Raw genomic sequence first — 18,652 nt, 5'->3', positions numbered from 1 at the left:
GATGCATAAAGGCGACATCGCGCCGGACAAGGCGATCATTGGCCGCAGTTCCTATCCGCCGCCGCACGACGAGAAGGTGAAGGGGCGCAAGACCTGGATGCTCACACGGCAGTGGAAGCTCAGCCAGTTCGGCGTGAACATGGTGGAACTGCCGCCCGGCGCCTGGTCGACCCAGCGCCATTGGCACCGCACCAACGACGAGCTGGTCATCGTGATTTCGGGTGAACTCGTGCTCGTCACCGACGACGGCGAGGAAGTGCTGCGCGCGGGCGACTGCGTGGGGTTCAAGGCGGGGGTCGAGAATGCGCACCACTTGCAGAACCGCTCGGATGCTCCGGCCGTCTACTACGACGTGGGCGGGCGCGATGCCTGGGACGTCTCGACATTCCCCGACATCGGGCTGGAAGCGCGCACGCATCAGGAAATCCGGTTTCGCGATACCGGACCGAAGGCATGATGCGGCTGTTCTATTTCCCCACGCTCAACGGCCACAAGGTGACGATCGCGCTGGAGGAAATGGGCTTGCCCTATGACGTCGAGATCGTCGACATCCTGAACGGCGGGCAGGATGCGCCCGCGTTTCGCGCAGTCAATCCGAACGGCAAGATCCCCGCGCTGGCCGATGGCGATGTGCGCGTGTTCGAAAGCGCGGCGATCCTGCAATATCTCGGACGAAAGTCCGGCCGGTTCTATCCGGCCGAAGAAGCGGTGCGCACGCGGATTGATTCCTGGCTGTTCTGGCAGATGGCCGGGCTCGGGCCGATGTCGGGGCAGGTCAACTGGTTCACCCGTGCCGCGCAGAAGCCGGGCCGCGATCCCGCCGAGACCTCGCTTGCCATTCACCGCTTCCGCAAGGAAACCACGCGCCTGTTCGATGTGCTGGAGCGAGCGCTGGCAGGGCAGGACTATCTGTGCGGGGACTATTCCATTGCCGACATGTGCGTCTGGCCATGGATCGAAAAGTACCCGGACAACGGCGGCGGCCTTGCCGCGCACCCGCATATCGCCGCCTGGCATGCCCGGATTGCGCGGCGGGCGGCAGTGCAGCGGGCACTTGCCGTCGGGCTGGATGCTCTGCGTCTTGCCGGTGAGGGCAAGGCATAGCGGGTGAAGCCAGCCTGACCGGCTGCTAGCGTGCTGGCGGGAGAACACTGGCATGAGCACCAAGGTCAAGACATTCTGCCGCAACTGCAGCGCGCTGTGTGCAATGGAAATCGACATGGAAGGCGGGCGCATGGTGCGCGCGCGGCCGGACGGCAGCGCATCGCCCTATGGCGCTTACCTGTGCCCCAAGGGCATGGCGGCGGTCGAGTTTCACAACGGCGCGGAAGGTCGGCTGCTGGAAAGCATGGCGCGGCAAGTGGACGGTAGCTTTGCCCCGGTGGCCAATGATGCTGCGCTCGATGCGATCGGCTCGAAGCTGAAAGCGCTGGTCGCCGAGCATGGCCCGCGCTGCGTGGCGGTCTATCACGGCACCGGTGCCTATCGGTCGGTGCTGGGCGGGCTGATGGAGCGGGCGTTCGTTGCCGCGCTGGGCACGCCGAACTTCTTCTCGACAATGACCATCGACCAGTCCGCCAAGTGGGTGACAATGGCACGGCTAGGCACGATGGCGAGCGGTAAGAATGCGCTTCGTGATTGCGACGTGGCGCTGCTGGCCGGCGGAAATCCGCTGGTGACGCATCAGGGCGCGCCTTTCGCCTTGGCGGAAAGCGGCGCCCCCGCGCGCGGCTTCGAGGCGGCGAGGGCGAACGGCTGCAAGGTCATCATCGTCGATCCGCGCCGCACCGAGACAGCGCGCTATGCCGACCTGTTGATCCAGCCGCTGCCGGGCCACGACGCCGCGATCTTTGCCGCGATCGCGCATATCCTGCTGCGCGAGGGCACCTATGACCGCGCCTTCACGGACAAGTGGTGCAACGGCGTGGAAGAACTGCGTGCCGCCGTTGCCCCGTTCACCCCCGAACTCGCCGCCGCGCGCGCGGACGTACCGGTGGAACAGATCGAACTGGCCGCGAAATGGCTGGGCGAGGGGCGCCGCGTCTATGCAGGCAGCGGCACAGGGCCTTCGTTCTCCACCCATTCCAATACCAATGACCACATGATCGAAGTGGTGAACGCACTGTGCGGCGGCTACCGGCGCGAGGGCGACCGGATGCGTAATCCGGGCACCCTGCGCACCAAACCCGCCTTTGAAATGGCCGTCTCGCCCTCGCGCAGTTTTGAGCGTGAACCGAAATGCGTGAGCGAGGATACCGGGCAACTGCTCGGCGAAATGCCCTCGGCGCTGATGCCGAAGGAGATCATGGCGGATCACCCCGACCGTATCCGTGTGCTGATCGTTTTTGGCGGCGATCCGCTGATGGCGCTGGGCGATCCGGCGGTGGCGAAGCCCGCGTTCGAGCACCTTGACCTGCTGGTCTCGCTCGATTGCCGGATGAACGAGACGGCAAAATTGGCGGACTACGTGATCGCCAGCAGCCAGCCGTTCGAGCGGCACGAGATATCGATTCCCGGAGACGCTCTCTATCCCGAGCCTTTCGCGCAATACACGCGACCCGTGGTCGAAAAGCCCGCGGGATGCCTGCATGACTGGGAGTTCTTCTGGGCCTTGGCGGGACGCATGGGCGTGCCGCTGACGTTCAAGTTCTGGAACTATGGGTTGAACTTCGCCGATATTCCCGAAGGATTGGCGCTTTCGGCCACGGAAAAACCTGATCCCGAGGCGCTGTGCCGGTTTCTCGCAGCAAACAGCGCGGTGCCGTTCGATGAATTGCTGAATCATCCCGAAGGCGTGCGGCCGGAGATGCCGCCGCAGTACGTGCAACCCGCGTCCGTCACTAGCGGACGGCTCGAACTGATGCCGCCTGATGTAGCAGGTGAACTGTCGGGCATTCTGGGCGAGGATGAGGAAAAGGGCTTTGCCTACCGCCTCACCAGCCGCCGCATCCTGCACGCGCTCAATGGCGCCTTCCGCTATTCATATGAGGCGCAGCGGCGCTATCCGGTAAATTACGCCTACATGAACCCGCAGGACATGGCGCGCGAAGGGTTGGCCGATGGCGATCCGGTGGAGATCGCGTCGGAAACCGGCGCGGTGCGGACGCGAGCGAAAGCTGAAGGCCGCCTGCGGCCGGGCGTCATCTCGATGACGCATATGTTCGGGCCGCTGGTCTCGACCGGGGATCCCGAGGCCGATGGCGGTGCCAATGTCGGTCAGCTCTGTTCGCTTACGAAAGTGCTGGAACAGGTGAACTTCATGCCGCGCTTTTCGGCCATTCCGGTTAATGTGAGGGCAGACAGGAGTCGCTGAGGGGAGGCATGGCCATGGGTTTTGCGCGCTGGTGGGATGAAACCGTGGTGCCGCGAATCATCCGCTGCGGTTGCGGCCAGCCGCCGATCATGGAAATCCGGCGCGATGTGGTGCCGCTGGCGACGGGCCGCGTGTTCGAACTCGGCTGCGGCGGGGGGATCAACCAGCAGCTTCTCGATCCTGCGCGTATCGAGAGCTACGCCGGGCTGGATCCTTCGGCAAAGGGGTTGGATTATGCCCGCGCCGCCGCCGCCGAAAAGGGCTGGCAAGCCGACATCCGGCAGGGCGTGGGTGAGGATATTCCTTTCAGTGACGCAAGTTTCGACACGGTGGTCTGCACCTTTACTCTCTGCTCGGTGCACGATCATGGCCGGACTCTGTCCGAACTGCGCCGCGTGCTGCGGCCGGGCGGTACGCTGTATTTCGCCGAGCATGGCCGCGCTCCCGATGCCAGGGTTGCGCGCTTTCAGGAGCGCATCGATCCGCTGTGGAGCAAGGTGTTCGGTAATTGCCACCTCTCGCGCCCGGTCGCGTCCGGCATCGCCGCCGCCGGCTTTGCGACCGAACCTTCCGGCGCTCGCTACATGGCCGTGGGGCCGCGCTTTGCCGGGTGGATGGAATGGGGCAGGGCGGTGAAGGCGGGGTGAAGTACCCGCACAACGCCTCTGCTTAGGCTGAACTTGTCGAAGCCCTTGCTAGCATCGGGCTGAAATCGAATCCTTCGACAGGCTCAGGATGGGCGGAACTGGTGCGGCTAAGCTACTGCACTTCCTCGGCCGGGGCCCCGCAGGCCATGCAATAGCGGAAGAACGCCATCTTGCGCGCATCGCAGCGCGGGCAATGGTTGTAGAGCGTCATTCCGCAATGGACGCAGAAATTGGTCTCGCTGCCGTCCATGTTGGCGATCGGGCGGTCGCAGCCCGGGCAGACCTTGGCCGCCATCTTCTTGAAGGCCTCGTCATGCGAAACGAGCTTGCGCCGCTCGTCTTCCGCCTGCGCTTCCACTTCGCGCCGCCGCTCGAGATAGTGGCGCATGTTCTTGATGAGAAAGTGCCCGGCGGCCACGGTGATGATGATGCCTGCGCCGTAGCGGATATAGCCGCCGTAGCTGGGCAGATAAGGTACCAGTTCGACGAAGAAGACGAAGACCGAGGCCAGCACGAAGCCGCGTGACAGGGGCCAGTAGGCGCCCTTGCGGCGCTTCACGACCAGCCAGGCGGCCAGCAGCAGCATGGGCAGCGTGATTGCAAGGCGCAGCAGGAAGATCCGGAGCTCCTGCCAGAACAGTGCGCGCTCGTAGGCAGGATATGCATCCATCTGCAGATCGGATTGCTGTTGTTCCAGCGTGCTCGTGCGCTGCCCGATCGAAAGGCGCTCGCTCTCCAGCGCATCGATCTGGGTCTGGACCGAACGTTCGCCGCTTTTCAGCGTTTCGAGCTGGCGCGTGCGGGCCAGCACTTCGGGATCCTGCTGGGAATCGGTGGTTGCCGTGCGCGTCTGGATCCACGCCTGGAAGGTTTCCCTGGCGGTTCGCGATGCGCTTTGGGCCTGCTGGAGTTGCAGGCGTGCAATGGCGAGCTTGTCGTCAATTTCGGTACGGCGATCTTCGGCCTTCTTCAGATCATCCTGAAGCTGGCGATTGCGGGCGCTGTCCACGAACTGTTCGGGGATGATGACGTTCTCGACCTGCGGGAGATCGCCGATGATCAGATTGCCGAAGCCGATCAGAAAGCCCGCAAAGACAATCGAAACCACCCAAAGGACAATCGCGTAGGCCCTTTCGGGAACCCTGGCGCCCTTGATCATTGTCCTCTCCCTTTCCATCCAGACGGGGCGCATCATGCCCGAAAAATCCCGGAAGGAAACACAGATCCTGGTCCGGCAGTCACTCCGGGTAACGCCAGTGTGCTGTGATCCATAGGAAAAGGGCCCCCCGGCAGCGCCGGGAGGCCCTTTCTGTCTTCAGGCGCAAAGCCTCGGCGTCAGTTGCCGAAGGTGCGCTGCCACCAGCCGCGGCGGGGCGTTTCGTCACCTTCGCCGTCGTTTTCCGGTGCGCTCTCGGCGCTGGCTTCGCCGTTGCCGTTGGCGTCGTTTGCCGCTTCGGGAGCCTCGGCGGTTTCCGCAGCCGGAGCTTCGGGTGCCGGCTGGGCAACCTCGGCGGCGGGCTCCGCGGGCGCCTCGGTCACGTCCGCCTTCTTGCGGCGAGTGCGCTTGGGCTTGGCAGGCACCTCCTCGGCAACGGCTTCGGCCGGAGCTTCGGCGGCGGGTGCTTCGGCGGCTTCGGTGTCTGCCTTCTTGCGGCGGGTACGCTTGGGCTTGGCAGGTGCCTCCTCGGCAACGGCGTCGGCCGGAGCTTCGGCAGCGGGTGCATCAGTGGCTTCGGTGTCCGCCTTCTTGCGGCGGGTGCGCTTTGGCTTGGCAGGCGCTTCCTCCGCAGGGGCTTCCGCCGGAGCCTCGACGGCAGCAGGTTCCGCCGTCGCGGCTTCCGCGGCCTCTTCGGCTGCCGGTGCAGCCTTCTTGCGGCGCGTACGCTTGGGCTTGGCCGGGGCCTCTTCCGCCACGGCTTCGGCTGCAGGTTCCGGCGCCAGAGCCTCTTCGGCTGCGGGAGCATCCGTTTCAGCTACCGCTTCACCAGCTTCCTCGCCGTCCTCGGCACCGGTTTCGCCGTTCTCACCATTTTCGCCATTGCGACGGCCACGGCGGCGGCGGCCTCCCCGGCGGCGGCGCTTGCGCGGTGCTTCGCCGTCTTCGCTTTCAGCGGCGACGGCTTCGCCTTCCGTTTCTGCGTCAGCCTCACCTTCGGCCTCTTCGGCGCCGTCTTCGTCGCTCACGGCCGCCTCATCGGCTCCCTGTTCGTCCGAGCGGTTGCGTCCGCGGCCCCGGCGGCGCTTGCGGCGCTTGCGGCGGCCTGCTCCGTCACCGTCGTCGGCGGTGCGTTCCTGCGCTTCCTCGCGCTCGATTTCGTCCTCGTCCTCATCCTCGATGAAGTCGTCTTCGACATCCTCGGCGATGGGCTCGAAGCGGGGCACGAACTCGTTGCGCGGACCCGACGACATGACGCGCATCTTGGCGCCTTCGTTCTCGCCCTCGGGGATGACTTCCACCGAAACGCCATAGTGCGCCTCGATGTCGGCAAGGTCGGCGCGCTTGGCGTTGAGCAGGTACACGGCCGCTTCGGTCGAAGCGAACAGCGTGATGATCACGCCCTTGCCCTTGGCGGCTTCGTCCTCGATCAGGCGCAGCGCCGAAAGGCCGGCGGAGCTGGCGGTGCGGACAAGGCCCGAACCGTCGCAATGCGGGCACGAGCGCGTCGTTGCTTCCAGCACGCCGGTGCGCAGGCGCTGGCGGCTCATTTCCATCAGGCCGAAGCTGGAAATGCGGCCGACCTGGATGCGCGCGCGGTCGTTCTTGAGCGCGTCCTTCATCGCCTTCTCGACCTTGCGGACGTTGGAGCCGTACTCCATGTCGATGAAGTCGATGACGACGAGGCCGGCCATGTCGCGCAGGCGCAGCTGGCGGGCGATTTCATGCGCGGCTTCGATGTTGGTGGACACCGCCGTCGCCTCGATGCCGTGCTCCTTGGTCGAGCGGCCCGAGTTGATGTCGATCGAGACAAGCGCCTCGGTCGGGTTGATGACGATGTAACCGCCGCTGCGCAGCTGCACGACCGGATCGTACATCGCTGTCAGCTGGTCCTCCGCGCCATAGCGCTGGAACAGCGGCACGGGATCGGAGTAGGGCTTCACCTTCCGCGCATGGCTGGGCATGAGCAGCTTCATGAAGTCCTTGGCGGCGCGGTAGCCTTCCTCACCTTCGACAACCACTTCCTCGATGTCGCGGTTGTAGATGTCGCGGATGGCGCGCTTGATCAGGTCGCTATCCGAATGGATCAGCGCTGGCGCGGCTGACTTCAGCGTGTTTTCGCGCAGCTCGTCCCACAGGCGCGCGAGGTAGTCGAAGTCACGCTTGATCTCGGTCTTGGTGCGCTGGAGACCGGCGGTGCGAACGATGCAGCCCATGGAACGGGGCAGGCTGAGTTCGGAGATGATCGACTTGAGGCGCTTGCGGTCGCTGGCCGAGCTGATCTTGCGGCTGATGCCGCCGCCGTGGCTCGAATTGGGCATGAGCACGCAGTAGCGGCCGGCGAGGCTGAGGTAGGTTGTCAGCGCCGCGCCCTTGTTGCCGCGCTCTTCCTTGACGACCTGCACCAGCAGCACCTGGCGGCGATGGATGACGTCCTGGATCTTGTAGCGGCGGCGCAGCGCCATGCGCTTCGCGCGCATTTCCTCGGCTTCCTTGGAGCGGCCCTTGCCCTGACGGCGGCCACGTCCGCGGCGGCCGCGGTTGTCGCTTTCCTCGGCATCGGCGGTTTCTTCCTCGCCGTCGCCGTTATCGGAAAAGCCGTTTTCGACGTTGCCGTCCTCGATGGTGGCGACTTCGTCCTTTTCGGACGTGTCGACTTCGGTCAGGCCGCCACTGTCGTAGTCGCCGCCTTCGAAGTCTTCGCCTTCGCCGTCGGCATCATCTTCGTCATCCTCTTCGGCGTCCTCGCTGGCGCGCAGTTCGGCTTCCTCGGCCAGCAGTGCTTCGCGGTCTTCCTTGGGGATCTGGTAGTAGTCGGGGTGGATTTCGCTGAAAGCCAGGAAACCGTGACGGTTCCCGCCGAAATCGACAAAGGCCGCCTGAAGCGAAGGTTCGACGCGAGTCACCTTCGCTAGGTAGATGTTGCCTTTTATCTGTTTGCGTTCGGTCGATTCAAAATCGAACTCTTCAATGCGGTTTCCCTTGAGTACCGCCACCCGCGTTTCTTCCGGGTGGCGCGCATCGATGAGCATGCGCGTTGCCATTATGTGATCTCCATACGCGCCCGGTCCCGGCCGGATCAGCCTGGGAGGCGCGGTTCTGTTCGAAAGGGCCCGACGCACGAACGCATATGCCGCCGGGTGCGGCGGGCGGCTTCGTGCTGCGGGCGAAGGTAAAGGTGAATTCGGGGCAATCCAGCGCCCCGGATGTAGCTAACGTATCGGCTGCCCGGCGGGCAGCGTGCGTGTCTGCGAGAGGAAGGTAGCGCGGCGAAATCGAACGCGCGGAGAATTGCGGCCATACCGCCCATGCCCTTTCGGGCATCGGCAGACAAAGCGGCAATTGACTTCTCATGACTCGCATCAACCTGTTCGGACCCGGAAACGGATTTTCCAGTATCGAAGGCCCCGGGTTTTGTGCCTGGCAGGCCCTGTATCCGTTGTCATCTGGTGATGCTTGCGCCGGATTGCGAGGGCCGAAGGGCATCATTGGCCCCGGGATTTGCTTGGCCTAGCATCCAAGGCCGCTCGCGGCAAGTTACTTGGCCAAGGTGGTTTTACCGCCAGGATGGTTACCAGGTCCTTTCCCAAAACCGTGGGAACACACCGGGGCAGGATTGCCGTGTGCGCAATCTGTTCCTAGCAAGGCCGCCAATGTCGCGCATAGTACAAGCACTGGTGATCCTTTCGGCGCCTCTGTCGGTGCTGTTCGCGCTGTTCGTGATCGACAGGGCCGTGGGTCTCGCCGGGAGCGGCGGCCACTATGTGGTGCGCTTCGACTTGCCGGGCGCCGATACACCGGTCGATTTGCCGCGGGTCGACGGGCCACCGGATTCCAGCCGTCCGCTCGTGGTGATCGATCCGGGGCACGGCGGTTTCGATCCCGGCGCCGGTACGGATGCCGTGCGTGAAAAGGACGTGGCGCTGAAGATTGCGCTGGCGATCCGCAAGCAGTTGCTGGCCAACGGCGGCATTCGCGTGGCCCTGACGCGCGATACCGACCGCTTCGTGTCGCTGCAGGACCGGCCGGACATCGCGCGCAGGCTTCACGCCGACTTGTTCATCTCAATCCATGCCGACAGCGCGGAGAGCGATTCGGCCCGCGGCGCGAGCGTGTATGTCCTGTCGCAGAAGGGGTCCAGCCAGGCGGCCGAACGCTTCGCCGCACGTGAGAACGGGGCGGACCGGATCAACGGGGTGTCGTTGTCACAGACCAGCTCCAGTGTTGGCGCCATTCTGCTCGACCTGTCTCAGCGCGGAGCGCAGGCCGGATCGGCGGAATTGGCAGAATTGATACTGCGGGAATTGCGCGAGGCAGATATCGGGCTGCATCACGGGCGGGTCGAAACAGCGGCGCTGGCTGTGCTCAAGGCACCCGACATTCCCTCGATCCTGTTCGAGACGGGCTACATCAACAACGCGGACGACTATGCCTTCCTGAAATCCGCGAAAGGACAAAAGGCTGTCGCCGAGGCTGCGGCGCGGGCAGTGCGCGTCTATTTCGCCCGTCAGGCCGGTGTGTAGATCCGGATTTGTTGAAAGCGCTCACCGCATTTTCGTGCTTCCCGTCTGGCCTTGCGCGAAACGGGCGTGCTAGAGGACCGGCGCAATGAGCGACCCGACCCAGAGCAATGGCACCGGCCCCGGCGAGCAGCCGCCCGAAGACGCAAGCTATCGCATTCGCCGCGAGGGCGCATCGGGCCCGCTGGGCGCGGCGAGGAGCCTTTGGCGCGGCAGCAAGTGGTTGCGCCGTTTCAGCTATCTGGCTTTTGCCGGGCTGGCGGGCCTTGCCGGATTGTGGGTTGTGATCGGCCGTGACCTGCCCGATGCCCGCACCCTGCTTGAATATCAGCCGCCGCTGCCGACCATGGTGCGCGGCGGCGATGGCGAGATCGTCTACAGTTACGCGCGCGAACGGCGCGTACAACTGCGCTTCGTCGATTTCCCCAGGCCACTGATCAACGCGTTTCTTTCGGCCGAGGACAAGACTTTCTGGACCCATGGCGGCGTCGATTTCACCGGTCTGGCCGGTGCCGTGATCGACTATGTCGCAAAGTACGGTTCGGGGCAGCGTGCACGCGGTGGTTCGACGATCACCCAGCAGGTGGCCAAGAATATCCTCATCGGTGATGAGTATTCGGTTACCCGCAAGCTCAAGGAAATGATTGTCGCGCACCGCATCGAAGGGGTGCTGTCGAAGGAGCAGATCCTCGAACTCTACCTCAACGAGATTCCGCTCGGCCGCCAGAGCTTCGGCGTTCAGGCTGCTGCACGCGCCTATTTCGGCAAGGATGTCGGCGATCTTGATCTGCATGAAACGGCCTTTCTGGCGATCCTGCCCAAGGCGCCGGAGCGCTATGGCCGCAAGAAGTACGAAGACATGGCGATCGAGCGCCGCAACTGGGTGCTGGACGAGATGGTCAGGAACCGGTGGGTTTCGCGGGCCGATGCCGATGCCGCCAAGGCCAAGCCGCTTGGTCTGATCCCGCGCCAGTCCGAAAGCTACGAGGCGGCCAACAGCTACTTCGTCGAAGAAGTGCGCCGCCGTCTGATCGAGCGCTACGGTGAAAAGGCCGAAGATGGCCCGAACAGCGTCTATGCCGGCGGCCTGTGGGTGCGGACGTCGCTTGATACGCAGATGCAGACGGCCGTGCGCGATGCTTTGCGCAAGGGGCTGTTGAACTTCCATGGCAACCGTGGCTGGACCGGTGCGGTTGCCCATCTCAACGACCTCGAGAACTGGCAGACCCAGCTGATCGTTGCCAACAAGACGATCGACTACAAGAACTGGCGCGTCGGCGTGATCCTCGACAGGTCTGACGATACCGGACGGATAGGTTTTTCCGACGGCAATATCGCAACGCTGACCGGCATTGCCGACAAGGCACGCGCCGGAGATCTGGTGGTGGCCGAGCCCGTTACCGCAGGGACCTGGGCCTTGCGGACCGTTCCCGAAATTTCGGGGGGCATGATCATCGAACAGCCCGCCAGCGGCCGCATCCTCGCGATGCAGGGTGGTTTCGACTACGGGCTCGGCTCGTTCAACCGCGCGACGCAGGCCGAGCGCCAGCCGGGCTCGACGATCAAGCCTTTCGTCTATGCCACAGCACTGCAATACGGGATGACACCTGCCACTCAGGTGCTCGACGGCACCTTCTGTGTCTATCAGGGTGCGGCACTGGGCCAGAAGTGCTTCCGCAACTTCGGCGGTGAGGGAGGCGCGGGCAGTCATACGATGCGCTGGGGCCTGGAGCAGTCGCGCAACCTGATGACCGTGCGCATTGCCAACGACACCGGTATGCCGCGTGTGATCAAGACGTTCCACAATGTGGGGATCGGCGATTACAAGCCCTACCTCTCCTTTGCGCTCGGTGCCGGAGAGACCACTGTCGAGCGCATGGTCAACGCCTATGCCTCGCTCGCCAACAATGGCGTGCAGTATCCCGCCTCGGTGATCGACTATGTGCAGGATCGCAACGGCAAGGTGATCTGGCGTTCCGACACCCGCCACTGCGACGCCTGCAACATGTCGGAATGGGACGGCAAGCCGATGCCGCGCATCCAGCGCAAGGGCAAGCAGGTGATCGACGCGGACACGGCCTATCAGGTCGTTCACATGCTCGAAGGCGTTGTGACCCGCGGCACGGCGGTGCGGCTGCGCAGCCTGAACCTGCCGCTGTTCGGCAAGACCGGCACTACCAACGGTCCGACGGATGTGTGGTTCATGGGCGGCAATCAGGATTACGTCGGCGGTGTCTATGTCGGCTATGATTCTCCCCGATCGCTGGGTGGCTGGGCGCAAGGCGGGCGCATTTCCGCACCGATTTTCAAGGACGTCGTCGAAGCGACGCGCTCGCGCTGGAGCCAGGATCCGTTGCTCGCGCCGCCGGGCATCCGCATGGTCCGTATTGACCGGGTGACCGGCAAGCCGGTGATGGGTGTGGAGCCGAGCAACGAACCCAAGGCTGCGGTCATCTGGGAAGCGTTCAAGCCGGACAGCGAGCCGAGCCAGTACACCGCCGAGGACGAATTTACCCGCCGCCGCGACGCCCTCGTCGCGCAAGTGTCGCAGGCGCGTGAAGAGCGCGAAGCGGCAAACGCACGTGCGACCGGAGTGCAGGCTCAGGACTTTGCGGAGGAGCAGGGCGGGCTATACTGATGGTTGGTGGGCCCAGGGCGGCAAACGTCCGGGCCAGTTGATTGGGAGAATATGCACGATGCCTGGCTTCCATCCCTCCTGCCATGCCCGTACCACGCCCGATGCTCTTGCTCTGGTGGTGGCCGATACCGGCGAGACGCTGACCTACCGCCAGCTTGACGAGGGCTCTAACCGGGTTGCGCAACTGCTGCGTGCGCTGGGGCTGAAGCCGGGCGACCGGATTGCCGTGATGCTGCGCAATTCGCCCGAGTTCGCGATGGTCTATTGGGGGGCGACGCGGTGCGGCTGCTTCGTGACGCTGATTTCGACCCATCTCAGGCCGTCCGAAGCGTCCTATATTGTCGGCGATGCCGGGGCCAGGGTCCTGTTCCTGTCCGCTTCGATCGGGGAAACGCCCCATGCGCTGGCAGGGCAGCGGGACGACCTCGTGCCCGGTGTGAGCAAGGTCTATTATGCTGGCGACCCGGCAGGCGAAGGTGCCATGGACGGCGCTGAGCCCCTGGCCGCCGCTCTGACGGCAATGCCCGCCACGGCCGTTCCGGACGAGATTTCCGGCTTTCACATGATCTATTCGAGCGGCACGACAGGACGGCCCAAGGGCATCGTTCTGCCGTTCACGCCGGGCCCGATCGATGAGTTCAACGCGCTCGAAGGCGTGATGCCGATCTATCATGAGCTGAAACCGCTGGTCTCGCTCAATGTGGGGCCGCTCTATCACGGCGCGCCGCTCTCCGGGATGGTGACGGCGGAGCGGCTCGGCGGGCTGTTCGTTACCCAGCGCAAGTTCGATGCCGAGGGCGTGTTGGCCGCGATCGAGCGCTACAAGGTGGGCGTCGCACAGTTCGTGCCGACCATGTTCGTGCGCATGCTGGCGCTGCCGGACGAGGTGCGCGCGAAATACGATCTGTCGTCGCTGCGCATGGCGATCCACGCCGCTGCCCCGTGCCCGGTCGAGATCAAGCGGCGCATGATCGAGTGGTGGGGGCCGGTCATCCTGGAATACTACGGCAGCACCGAAGGTGTGGGCGCCACCGCGATCACCTCGCAGGAATGGCTCGAACGGCCCGGTTCGGTCGGCAAGTCCTCGCTCGGCCCGATCCATATCTGCGACGAAGAGGGTCGCGAGCTGCCGCCCGGCGAGAGCGGTGTGGTCTATTTCGAGGCGCCGGGCGGGCGCGTGGTGAATTACCTCAACGATGCCGAGAAATCGCGTAAGGCGACGCACCCGCGGCACGATAACTGGTTCGCCGTGGGTGACATCGGGCGGCTGGACAAGGACGGCTATCTCTACCTGACCGACCGCAAGGACTTCATGATCATCTCGGGCGGGGTGAACATCTATCCGCAGGCGATCGAGGATTGCCTGATCGTCCACCCGCAAGTGCTGGACGTGGCGGTGCTGGGCATTTCCGATCCCGAATATGGCGAGAAGGTCAAGGCCGTGGTCCAGCCCAAGGACTGGGCCGATGCCGGTCCGGCGCTGGAGCAGTCGTTGAAGGACTGGTGCCGCGAACGTATTTCTCCTGTCACCGCGCCGCGCGAATATGAATTCGTGCAGGACCTGCCGCGCCTGCCTTCGGGCAAGCTCGCCAAGCATGAGTTGCGCAAGCTCTATGGCAATTCGGTTGCCGTCGTCTGAGGGGAAGGCAATGAACACAGGTTTCTCAGCGCGCTGGCTGGCATCGGGTGCGGCGCTGCTGGCACTTGTCTGCACGGTTCCGGTGGCATCCGATTCCGCTGCCGTTGCGCCTGCCGCGCATCGGCAGGCCGCCGGGGCTGATGCCGCAGCGCCGTATGTGCGGCCCGATGTGGTGACGTACCTCAAGGCCTTTTACGCGGCGCCGAAGCCTGCATTCACCCGCGAAATGCTGATGAAGATCCATCAGCTGCCGCCCGCCGCGCTGGCTGCAATGTCGCAGCAGGATCTGGCGGTGGGCGATATGGCCGTCATCAAGGACGTGACGATGCCGGGACCGGGCGGGCCGATGGCGCTGCGCCTGTTCGATACCCGCGCTGATCGCGCACCCGGTCCCGTCGTGGTGTTCTACCACGGCGGCGGCTACGTGCTCGGCAGCATCGACACGCACGCCGGACTGGCGGCGGAGATTGCCCGACAGCTGGACCTGCCGGTGGTCTCGGTCGAATATCGTCTTGCGCCCGAAAATCCGTTTCCGGCTGCCGTGGATGACGGCGAGGTCGCGGCACGGTGGATCGCGGCGAACGGCAAGGCGTTCGGGCGTGATTTCACCGGGCTGATCCTCAGCGGCGACAGTGCGGGGGGCAATCTGACGCTGGTGGCGTCTGCTGCCCTGCGCGACAAGCCGGCCGCGCTGCCGGTGGTGATGCAGATCCCGATCTACCCGGCTAGCGATTTCTCGAAGAAGTACCCCTCGGACAAGGCTTTCGCGGAAGGCTACATGCTCGATGCCAAGAGCATGGGCGAATTCAGCGCGATGTATGAGGCCGATACACAGAGCCTGCGTGCCTCGCCGCTGCTGGGCGACCTCCATGGACTGCCGCCGACCGTGCTGGTGACCGCCTCGCTCGATCCGTTGCGCGATCAGGGGCGGGCCTATGCCGCCAAGCTGGTCGAGGCGGGCGTGCCCACCACCTATTACGAGGGCAAGGGGCTGATCCACGGCTTCGCCACGTTCCGCAAGGCGATCCCCTCTGCGCAGGATGACACCCTGGCCTTCCTCCACCTCGCCAAGGCGATGCTTGCGGAAACAAGCGCAAATTAGAAATGACACGATAGTGTCAACCTGACATGATCGTGTCATGGAGGGAGGGCCTTTCGAGTCGCGTCACCCTTTGGTCGGACTGGTCGATGAGACTATCCGGCTGAACAGCCGGTTGCGCAGCGTGTTCGCGGAAGCGCGGCAGGACAGCTCTCTCAACGATTCCGAACAGATGGTGCTCAATGCCGTGGTGGAGGCTGAAAAGGCTCCCACGGTCGCGCAGATCGGCCGTTCGATGGGGCAGGCGCGCCAGCTTGTACAGCGCGCTGCCAATGCCCTGCGCGATGGCGGGCTGATCGAAATGGCCGACAACCCCGATCACAAGCGTGCGCCCTTGCTGCGGCCGACTGCGCAGGGACTGGTGCTCAAGCGCGCCATCGACGCGCGCGCCGACAGCATCGCCGAAAATCTGTTGCCGGCCGATGACCTCGATGCCGTGCGGGAAGCGACGCAGGCGCTTCGAACCTTGCGCAAGAAACTGGAAGCGCAGCTTCGCGGGCGCTGAACCGGAGAGGATGATGGAAGCCGATCTTGATAAACTGGCCCCGATCGGGCCGCTCACCGAATGGCTCGATGCCTATGTGCCCGAGCTGGGAACAGGGCCGCTCAAAACCTCGTTGCTTTCGGGCGGTACGTCCAATGTGGTGCTGACGCTTGATCGCGGGGAAAAGCCGATGGTCATGCGCCGCCCGCCCGAAGTGCCGCCGCCGGGTGCCGAGAAGGGCGTGCTGCGCGAGGCTCGTATCCTGACCGCGCTCAACCAGACCGACGTGCCGCATCCCATGTGCTACGGCTCGTGCCCGGACGACGGCGTAGCCGGCGCGCCGTTCTACGTGATGGAAAAGGTCGATGGCTGGGCCCCGAACCTGCGCGACGAGAAGATCCACAACGAACCGCCGTTCGACCGGATGCCCTATGAATACGGCATCCCCTTCGCGATCGTCGATGGCCTCGTGAAGCTGGCCAACGTCGATTACGAGGCGATCGGCCTCGGCGACTACGGCAAGCCGGGCAAGTTCCTCGAGCGGCAGGTGGACCGCTGGTCCGGCCAGCTAGCCTCCTACAAGGAGCGCTACGGCTATGAGGGCCGTGAGCTGGAAGGCTACAATGAAACCGAGGAATGGCTGCGAGGGGCGAAGCTGCCCGAGGAAGTACGCGGCATCATCCACGGCGATGTCGGCACGCCCAACATGATGTTCCAATGGGGGCCGCCTGCGCGTCTGGCGGCGATGATCGACTGGGAACTTTCGACCATCGGCGATCCCATGATCGACATGGGCTGGTTCACCGGCGGCATGCGTGATGAGGAGAACCCGGACAAGGAGTTCGCCACCGCGCTCAACAACCCAGACCACTTTCCGACCAAGCAGGAACTGGCGCGCTACTACTGCGCCGGGACCGGCCGCAATATCGAGGACTTCCGCTGGTTCTCGATCCTCTCGCGGTTCAAGTCGGGATGCCTGCTCGAATACAAGGTGGCCCAGGCCGAGGCCGGTATCCTCTCCAAGGACACCGGGCGCTTCTTTTCGCGCATCGTCGAGAACGTGTTCAAGGAAACCGCCGCCGAAATCCGGAGGATGTTATGATCGATTTTAGTGTGGAGCTTGAATTTCAGGCCAAGCTCGACTGGATGGACACGTTCGTCCGCGAGGAATGCGAGACGATGGACCTGTTGTTCCCCGAACAGGGGGCGCAGTTCGATCCGGGCTATGGGGCTGCCAAGCGCCATCTCAAGCCGCTGCAGGAAGAGGTGAAACGCCAGGGCCTGTGGGCCTGTCACCTCGGGCCGCATCTGGGCGGCCCGGGCTTCGGGCAGGTCAAACTGGGCCTGATGAACGAGATCATCGGCCGCTCAAGCTGGGCGCCGGTGGTGTTCGGCACCGCCGCGCCCGATACCGGCAATGCCGAGATCCTCGCGCTGTTCGGTACGCCCGAGCAGAAGCAGCGCTACCTCGGCCCGCTGATGGACGGCGAAATCGTCTCGTGCTTCTCGATGACCGAGCCTCAGGGCGGCGCCGATCCCGACGTGTTCACCTGCAGCGCTACGCTGGACGGCGATGAATGGGTGCTGGAGGGCGAGAAGTGGTTCTCCTCCAACGCCAAGTTCGCCGCGTTCCTGCTCGTGGTCGCCGTCACCGATGCCGACAAGCCGCTGACAGAGCGCATGAGCATGTTCATCGTGCCTACCGAGACGCCGGGGATCGAGATCCTGCGCAATGTCGCGATTGCCGGGGACACCAATCCCGAAGACGGACACCACGCGCATATCCGCTACAACAAGGTGCGCGTGCCGCTCGACCACATGCTGGGTGAGCGCGGCGGCGGCTTCAAGGTGGCGCAGGCGCGTCTTGGCGGCGGGCGGATCCATCACGCCATGCGCACGGTGGGCATGTGCAACCGCGCGCTCGACATGATGCTCGAACGTGCCGTTTCGCGCACGACCAAGGGAAAGACGCTGGGCGAGCACCAGATGGTGCAGGAAAAGATCGCCGATTCCGTGATCGAACTCGAACAGTTCCGCCTGCTGGTGCTCAAGACCGCGTGGATGATCGACGAGGTCGAGGCAGGCCGCATGAAGCACGGTGCGCCGCGCAAGCACATCGGCATGTGCAAGGTGGCGATGGCTTCCGTCTATGCCAATGTCGTTGGCAAGGCGCTGGAAATCCACGGATCGTTGGGCATTTCGCTCGATATGCCGCTGGCCAAGTGGTACGGTGGGCATATGTCGCTGGCCTTTGCCGACGGTCCGACCGATGCCCACAAGTCGCAGCTCGCGCGCGCTTATCTCAAGCGCGCGAAACCGGCGGAAGGCATGTTCCCCAGCGAGCATATCCCGACCCGAACGGCGGCCGCGCTGGCCCGCTATCCCAACGCACGGGACGGCTGAGATGGACCCGCTGTTCGATTTTACCGGTAAGGTGGCGCTCGTCACCGGCGGTTCGCGCGGGCTGGGCTACCAGATGGTCAAGGCCTTCGCCGAGCGCGGCTGCGACGTTATCATTGCCAGCCGCAAGCTGGAAAACTGCGAGGCGGTGGCGGAGGAATGCCGCGCTCTGGGCGTGCGAGCTGTGGCGCTCTCCGCCCATGTGGGCCGGTGGGACGAATGCACCGAGCTGGTCGAGAAAGCCTGGGATGCCTTTGGGGCTGTGGATATCCTTGTGAACAACGCGGGGATGAGTCCGGCACAACCGAGTCACGAGGTGACCGAGAAGCTGTTCGATTCCGTGGTGAACCTCAACTTCAAGGGCCCGTTCCGGATCGCCAGCCTGATGGCGCACCGCATGGCCGAAGGCGAGGGCGGGTGCATCATCAATGTCTCGTCCTCTGGCTCGATGATGCCACTGCCCAGGACCATTCCCTATGGCTCGTCCAAGGCCGCGCTCAATGCGATGAGCAAGAGCCTCGCGTGGGAATATGCGCCCAAGGTGCGGGTGAACACGCTCTCGCCCGGCGCTTTCCGCACCGACATCGTCGAGGCATGGCCCGACAAGGGCAGGGGGCCGATCCCGATCCCGCGCGGCCATGCCGCCGAGCCGGAGGAGATCGTTACAGCGGCGCTGTTCCTCGCCAGTCCGGCGTCGGTGAACGTGACCGGTTCGATCGTGCGCTGCGATGGCGGGCAGCACTAAGGGAGACGATA

14 protein-coding genes are annotated in these 18,652 nt (G+C 64.4%); 12 read left to right on the top strand and 2 right to left on the bottom strand.

The window, feature by feature from the left end; all coding sequences use genetic code 11:
- Position 1: 1 nt before the first annotated feature.
- From MTR64_RS03695 to MTR64_RS03680, 4 genes are read left to right on the top strand one after another with little or no spacing between them, the layout of a single operon-like run.
- Complete coding sequence (locus MTR64_RS03695) at positions 2-457, top strand: cupin domain-containing protein (RefSeq protein WP_243990922.1); 456 nt, start codon at positions 2-4, stop codon at positions 455-457.
- Positions 454-1,104, top strand: coding sequence for a glutathione S-transferase family protein (locus tag MTR64_RS03690; protein ID WP_243990920.1), 651 nt, complete (start codon positions 454-456; stop codon positions 1,102-1,104). Before MTR64_RS03695 ends, MTR64_RS03690 begins: the two co-directional genes overlap by 4 nt.
- Positions 1,105-1,156: 52 nt before the next feature.
- Positions 1,157-3,313, top strand: coding sequence for a molybdopterin-containing oxidoreductase family protein (locus MTR64_RS03685; RefSeq protein ID WP_243990918.1), 2,157 nt, complete (start codon positions 1,157-1,159; stop codon positions 3,311-3,313).
- 8 nt (positions 3,314-3,321) lie between these two features.
- Positions 3,322-3,960, top strand: a complete 639-nt coding sequence (locus MTR64_RS03680; RefSeq protein ID WP_327194243.1) for a class I SAM-dependent methyltransferase — start codon at positions 3,322-3,324, stop codon at positions 3,958-3,960.
- A 112-nt stretch (positions 3,961-4,072) separates the two neighbouring features.
- On the opposite strand, the gene MTR64_RS03675 is transcribed toward MTR64_RS03680, so the two are convergent.
- Both MTR64_RS03675 and MTR64_RS03670 read right to left on the bottom strand, forming a co-directional pair.
- A complete protein-coding gene (locus tag MTR64_RS03675; RefSeq protein WP_243990916.1) occupies positions 4,073-5,119 on the bottom strand; it encodes a zinc ribbon domain-containing protein in 1,047 nt (348 codons plus the stop codon).
- Between the two features lie 176 nt (positions 5,120-5,295).
- A complete protein-coding gene (locus MTR64_RS03670) occupies positions 5,296-8,160 on the bottom strand; it encodes an Rne/Rng family ribonuclease (RefSeq protein WP_243990914.1) in 2,865 nt (954 codons plus the stop codon).
- 609 nt (positions 8,161-8,769) lie between these two features.
- Between MTR64_RS03670 and MTR64_RS03665 the strand changes: the two genes are divergently transcribed.
- The 8 genes from MTR64_RS03665 to MTR64_RS03630 all read left to right on the top strand — a co-directional run bounded on the left by MTR64_RS03665 (position 8,770) and on the right by MTR64_RS03630 (position 18,641).
- Positions 8,770-9,639, top strand: coding sequence for an N-acetylmuramoyl-L-alanine amidase family protein (locus MTR64_RS03665; RefSeq protein ID WP_243990912.1), 870 nt, complete (start codon positions 8,770-8,772; stop codon positions 9,637-9,639).
- An 85-nt stretch (positions 9,640-9,724) separates the two neighbouring features.
- Positions 9,725-12,274: a penicillin-binding protein 1A gene (locus tag MTR64_RS03660; RefSeq protein WP_243990910.1), complete on the top strand. Its 2,550-nt coding sequence runs from the start codon at positions 9,725-9,727 to the stop codon at positions 12,272-12,274.
- 58 nt (positions 12,275-12,332) lie between these two features.
- Positions 12,333-13,913, top strand: coding sequence for an AMP-binding protein (locus tag MTR64_RS03655; RefSeq protein ID WP_243990899.1), 1,581 nt, complete (start codon positions 12,333-12,335; stop codon positions 13,911-13,913).
- 10 nt (positions 13,914-13,923) lie between these two features.
- Positions 13,924-15,015 (top strand): alpha/beta hydrolase, encoded by a 1,092-nt coding sequence (locus tag MTR64_RS03650; protein WP_243990896.1) that lies wholly within the window; start codon positions 13,924-13,926, stop codon positions 15,013-15,015.
- 37 nt (positions 15,016-15,052) lie between these two features.
- Positions 15,053-15,517: a MarR family winged helix-turn-helix transcriptional regulator gene (locus MTR64_RS03645; RefSeq protein ID WP_243990894.1), complete on the top strand. Its 465-nt coding sequence runs from the start codon at positions 15,053-15,055 to the stop codon at positions 15,515-15,517.
- Positions 15,518-15,530: 13 nt separating this feature from the next.
- Entirely contained in the window at positions 15,531-16,598 is a 1,068-nt protein-coding gene (locus MTR64_RS03640; RefSeq protein WP_243990892.1) for a phosphotransferase family protein, read from the top strand.
- Complete coding sequence (locus tag MTR64_RS03635; protein WP_243990890.1) at positions 16,595-17,899, top strand: acyl-CoA dehydrogenase family protein; 1,305 nt, start codon at positions 16,595-16,597, stop codon at positions 17,897-17,899. The genes MTR64_RS03640 and MTR64_RS03635 overlap by 4 nt, the downstream gene beginning before the upstream one ends.
- Position 17,900: 1 nt before the next feature.
- On the top strand, positions 17,901-18,641 hold the full coding sequence (locus MTR64_RS03630) for an SDR family NAD(P)-dependent oxidoreductase (protein ID WP_243990888.1): 741 nt from the start codon (positions 17,901-17,903) through the stop codon (positions 18,639-18,641).
- The last annotated feature ends 11 nt before the right edge of the window (positions 18,642-18,652 follow it).

Origin of the sequence: Novosphingobium album (ex Hu et al. 2023) (assembly GCF_022832385.1) — a bacterium.
Lineage (GTDB): Bacteria > Pseudomonadota > Alphaproteobacteria > Sphingomonadales > Sphingomonadaceae > Novosphingobium > Novosphingobium album.
The sequence above is the reverse complement of the archived record's forward strand: the minus strand, read 5'-3'. Positions and strand labels throughout refer to the sequence as shown.

What these genes read in the sequence shown, in the direction of transcription:
- MTR64_RS03695 (WP_243990922.1), top strand. Translation starts at nt 2, where the DNA reads ATGCATAAAGGCGACATCGCGCCGGACAAGGCGATCATTGGCCGCAGT.
- MTR64_RS03690 (WP_243990920.1), top strand. Translation starts at nt 454, where the DNA reads ATGATGCGGCTGTTCTATTTCCCCACGCTCAACGGCCACAAGGTGACG.
- MTR64_RS03685 (WP_243990918.1), top strand. Translation starts at nt 1,157, where the DNA reads ATGAGCACCAAGGTCAAGACATTCTGCCGCAACTGCAGCGCGCTGTGT.
- MTR64_RS03680 (WP_327194243.1), top strand. Translation starts at nt 3,322, where the DNA reads ATGGCCATGGGTTTTGCGCGCTGGTGGGATGAAACCGTGGTGCCGCGA.
- MTR64_RS03675 (WP_243990916.1), bottom strand. Translation starts at nt 5,119, where the DNA reads ATGATCAAGGGCGCCAGGGTTCCCGAAAGGGCCTACGCGATTGTCCTT.
- MTR64_RS03670 (WP_243990914.1), bottom strand. Translation starts at nt 8,160, where the DNA reads ATGGCAACGCGCATGCTCATCGATGCGCGCCACCCGGAAGAAACGCGG.
- MTR64_RS03665 (WP_243990912.1), top strand. Translation starts at nt 8,770, where the DNA reads ATGTCGCGCATAGTACAAGCACTGGTGATCCTTTCGGCGCCTCTGTCG.
- MTR64_RS03660 (WP_243990910.1), top strand. Translation starts at nt 9,725, where the DNA reads ATGAGCGACCCGACCCAGAGCAATGGCACCGGCCCCGGCGAGCAGCCG.
- MTR64_RS03655 (WP_243990899.1), top strand. Translation starts at nt 12,333, where the DNA reads ATGCCTGGCTTCCATCCCTCCTGCCATGCCCGTACCACGCCCGATGCT.
- MTR64_RS03650 (WP_243990896.1), top strand. Translation starts at nt 13,924, where the DNA reads ATGAACACAGGTTTCTCAGCGCGCTGGCTGGCATCGGGTGCGGCGCTG.
- MTR64_RS03645 (WP_243990894.1), top strand. Translation starts at nt 15,053, where the DNA reads ATGGAGGGAGGGCCTTTCGAGTCGCGTCACCCTTTGGTCGGACTGGTC.
- MTR64_RS03640 (WP_243990892.1), top strand. Translation starts at nt 15,531, where the DNA reads ATGGAAGCCGATCTTGATAAACTGGCCCCGATCGGGCCGCTCACCGAA.
- MTR64_RS03635 (WP_243990890.1), top strand. Translation starts at nt 16,595, where the DNA reads ATGATCGATTTTAGTGTGGAGCTTGAATTTCAGGCCAAGCTCGACTGG.
- MTR64_RS03630 (WP_243990888.1), top strand. Translation starts at nt 17,901, where the DNA reads ATGGACCCGCTGTTCGATTTTACCGGTAAGGTGGCGCTCGTCACCGGC.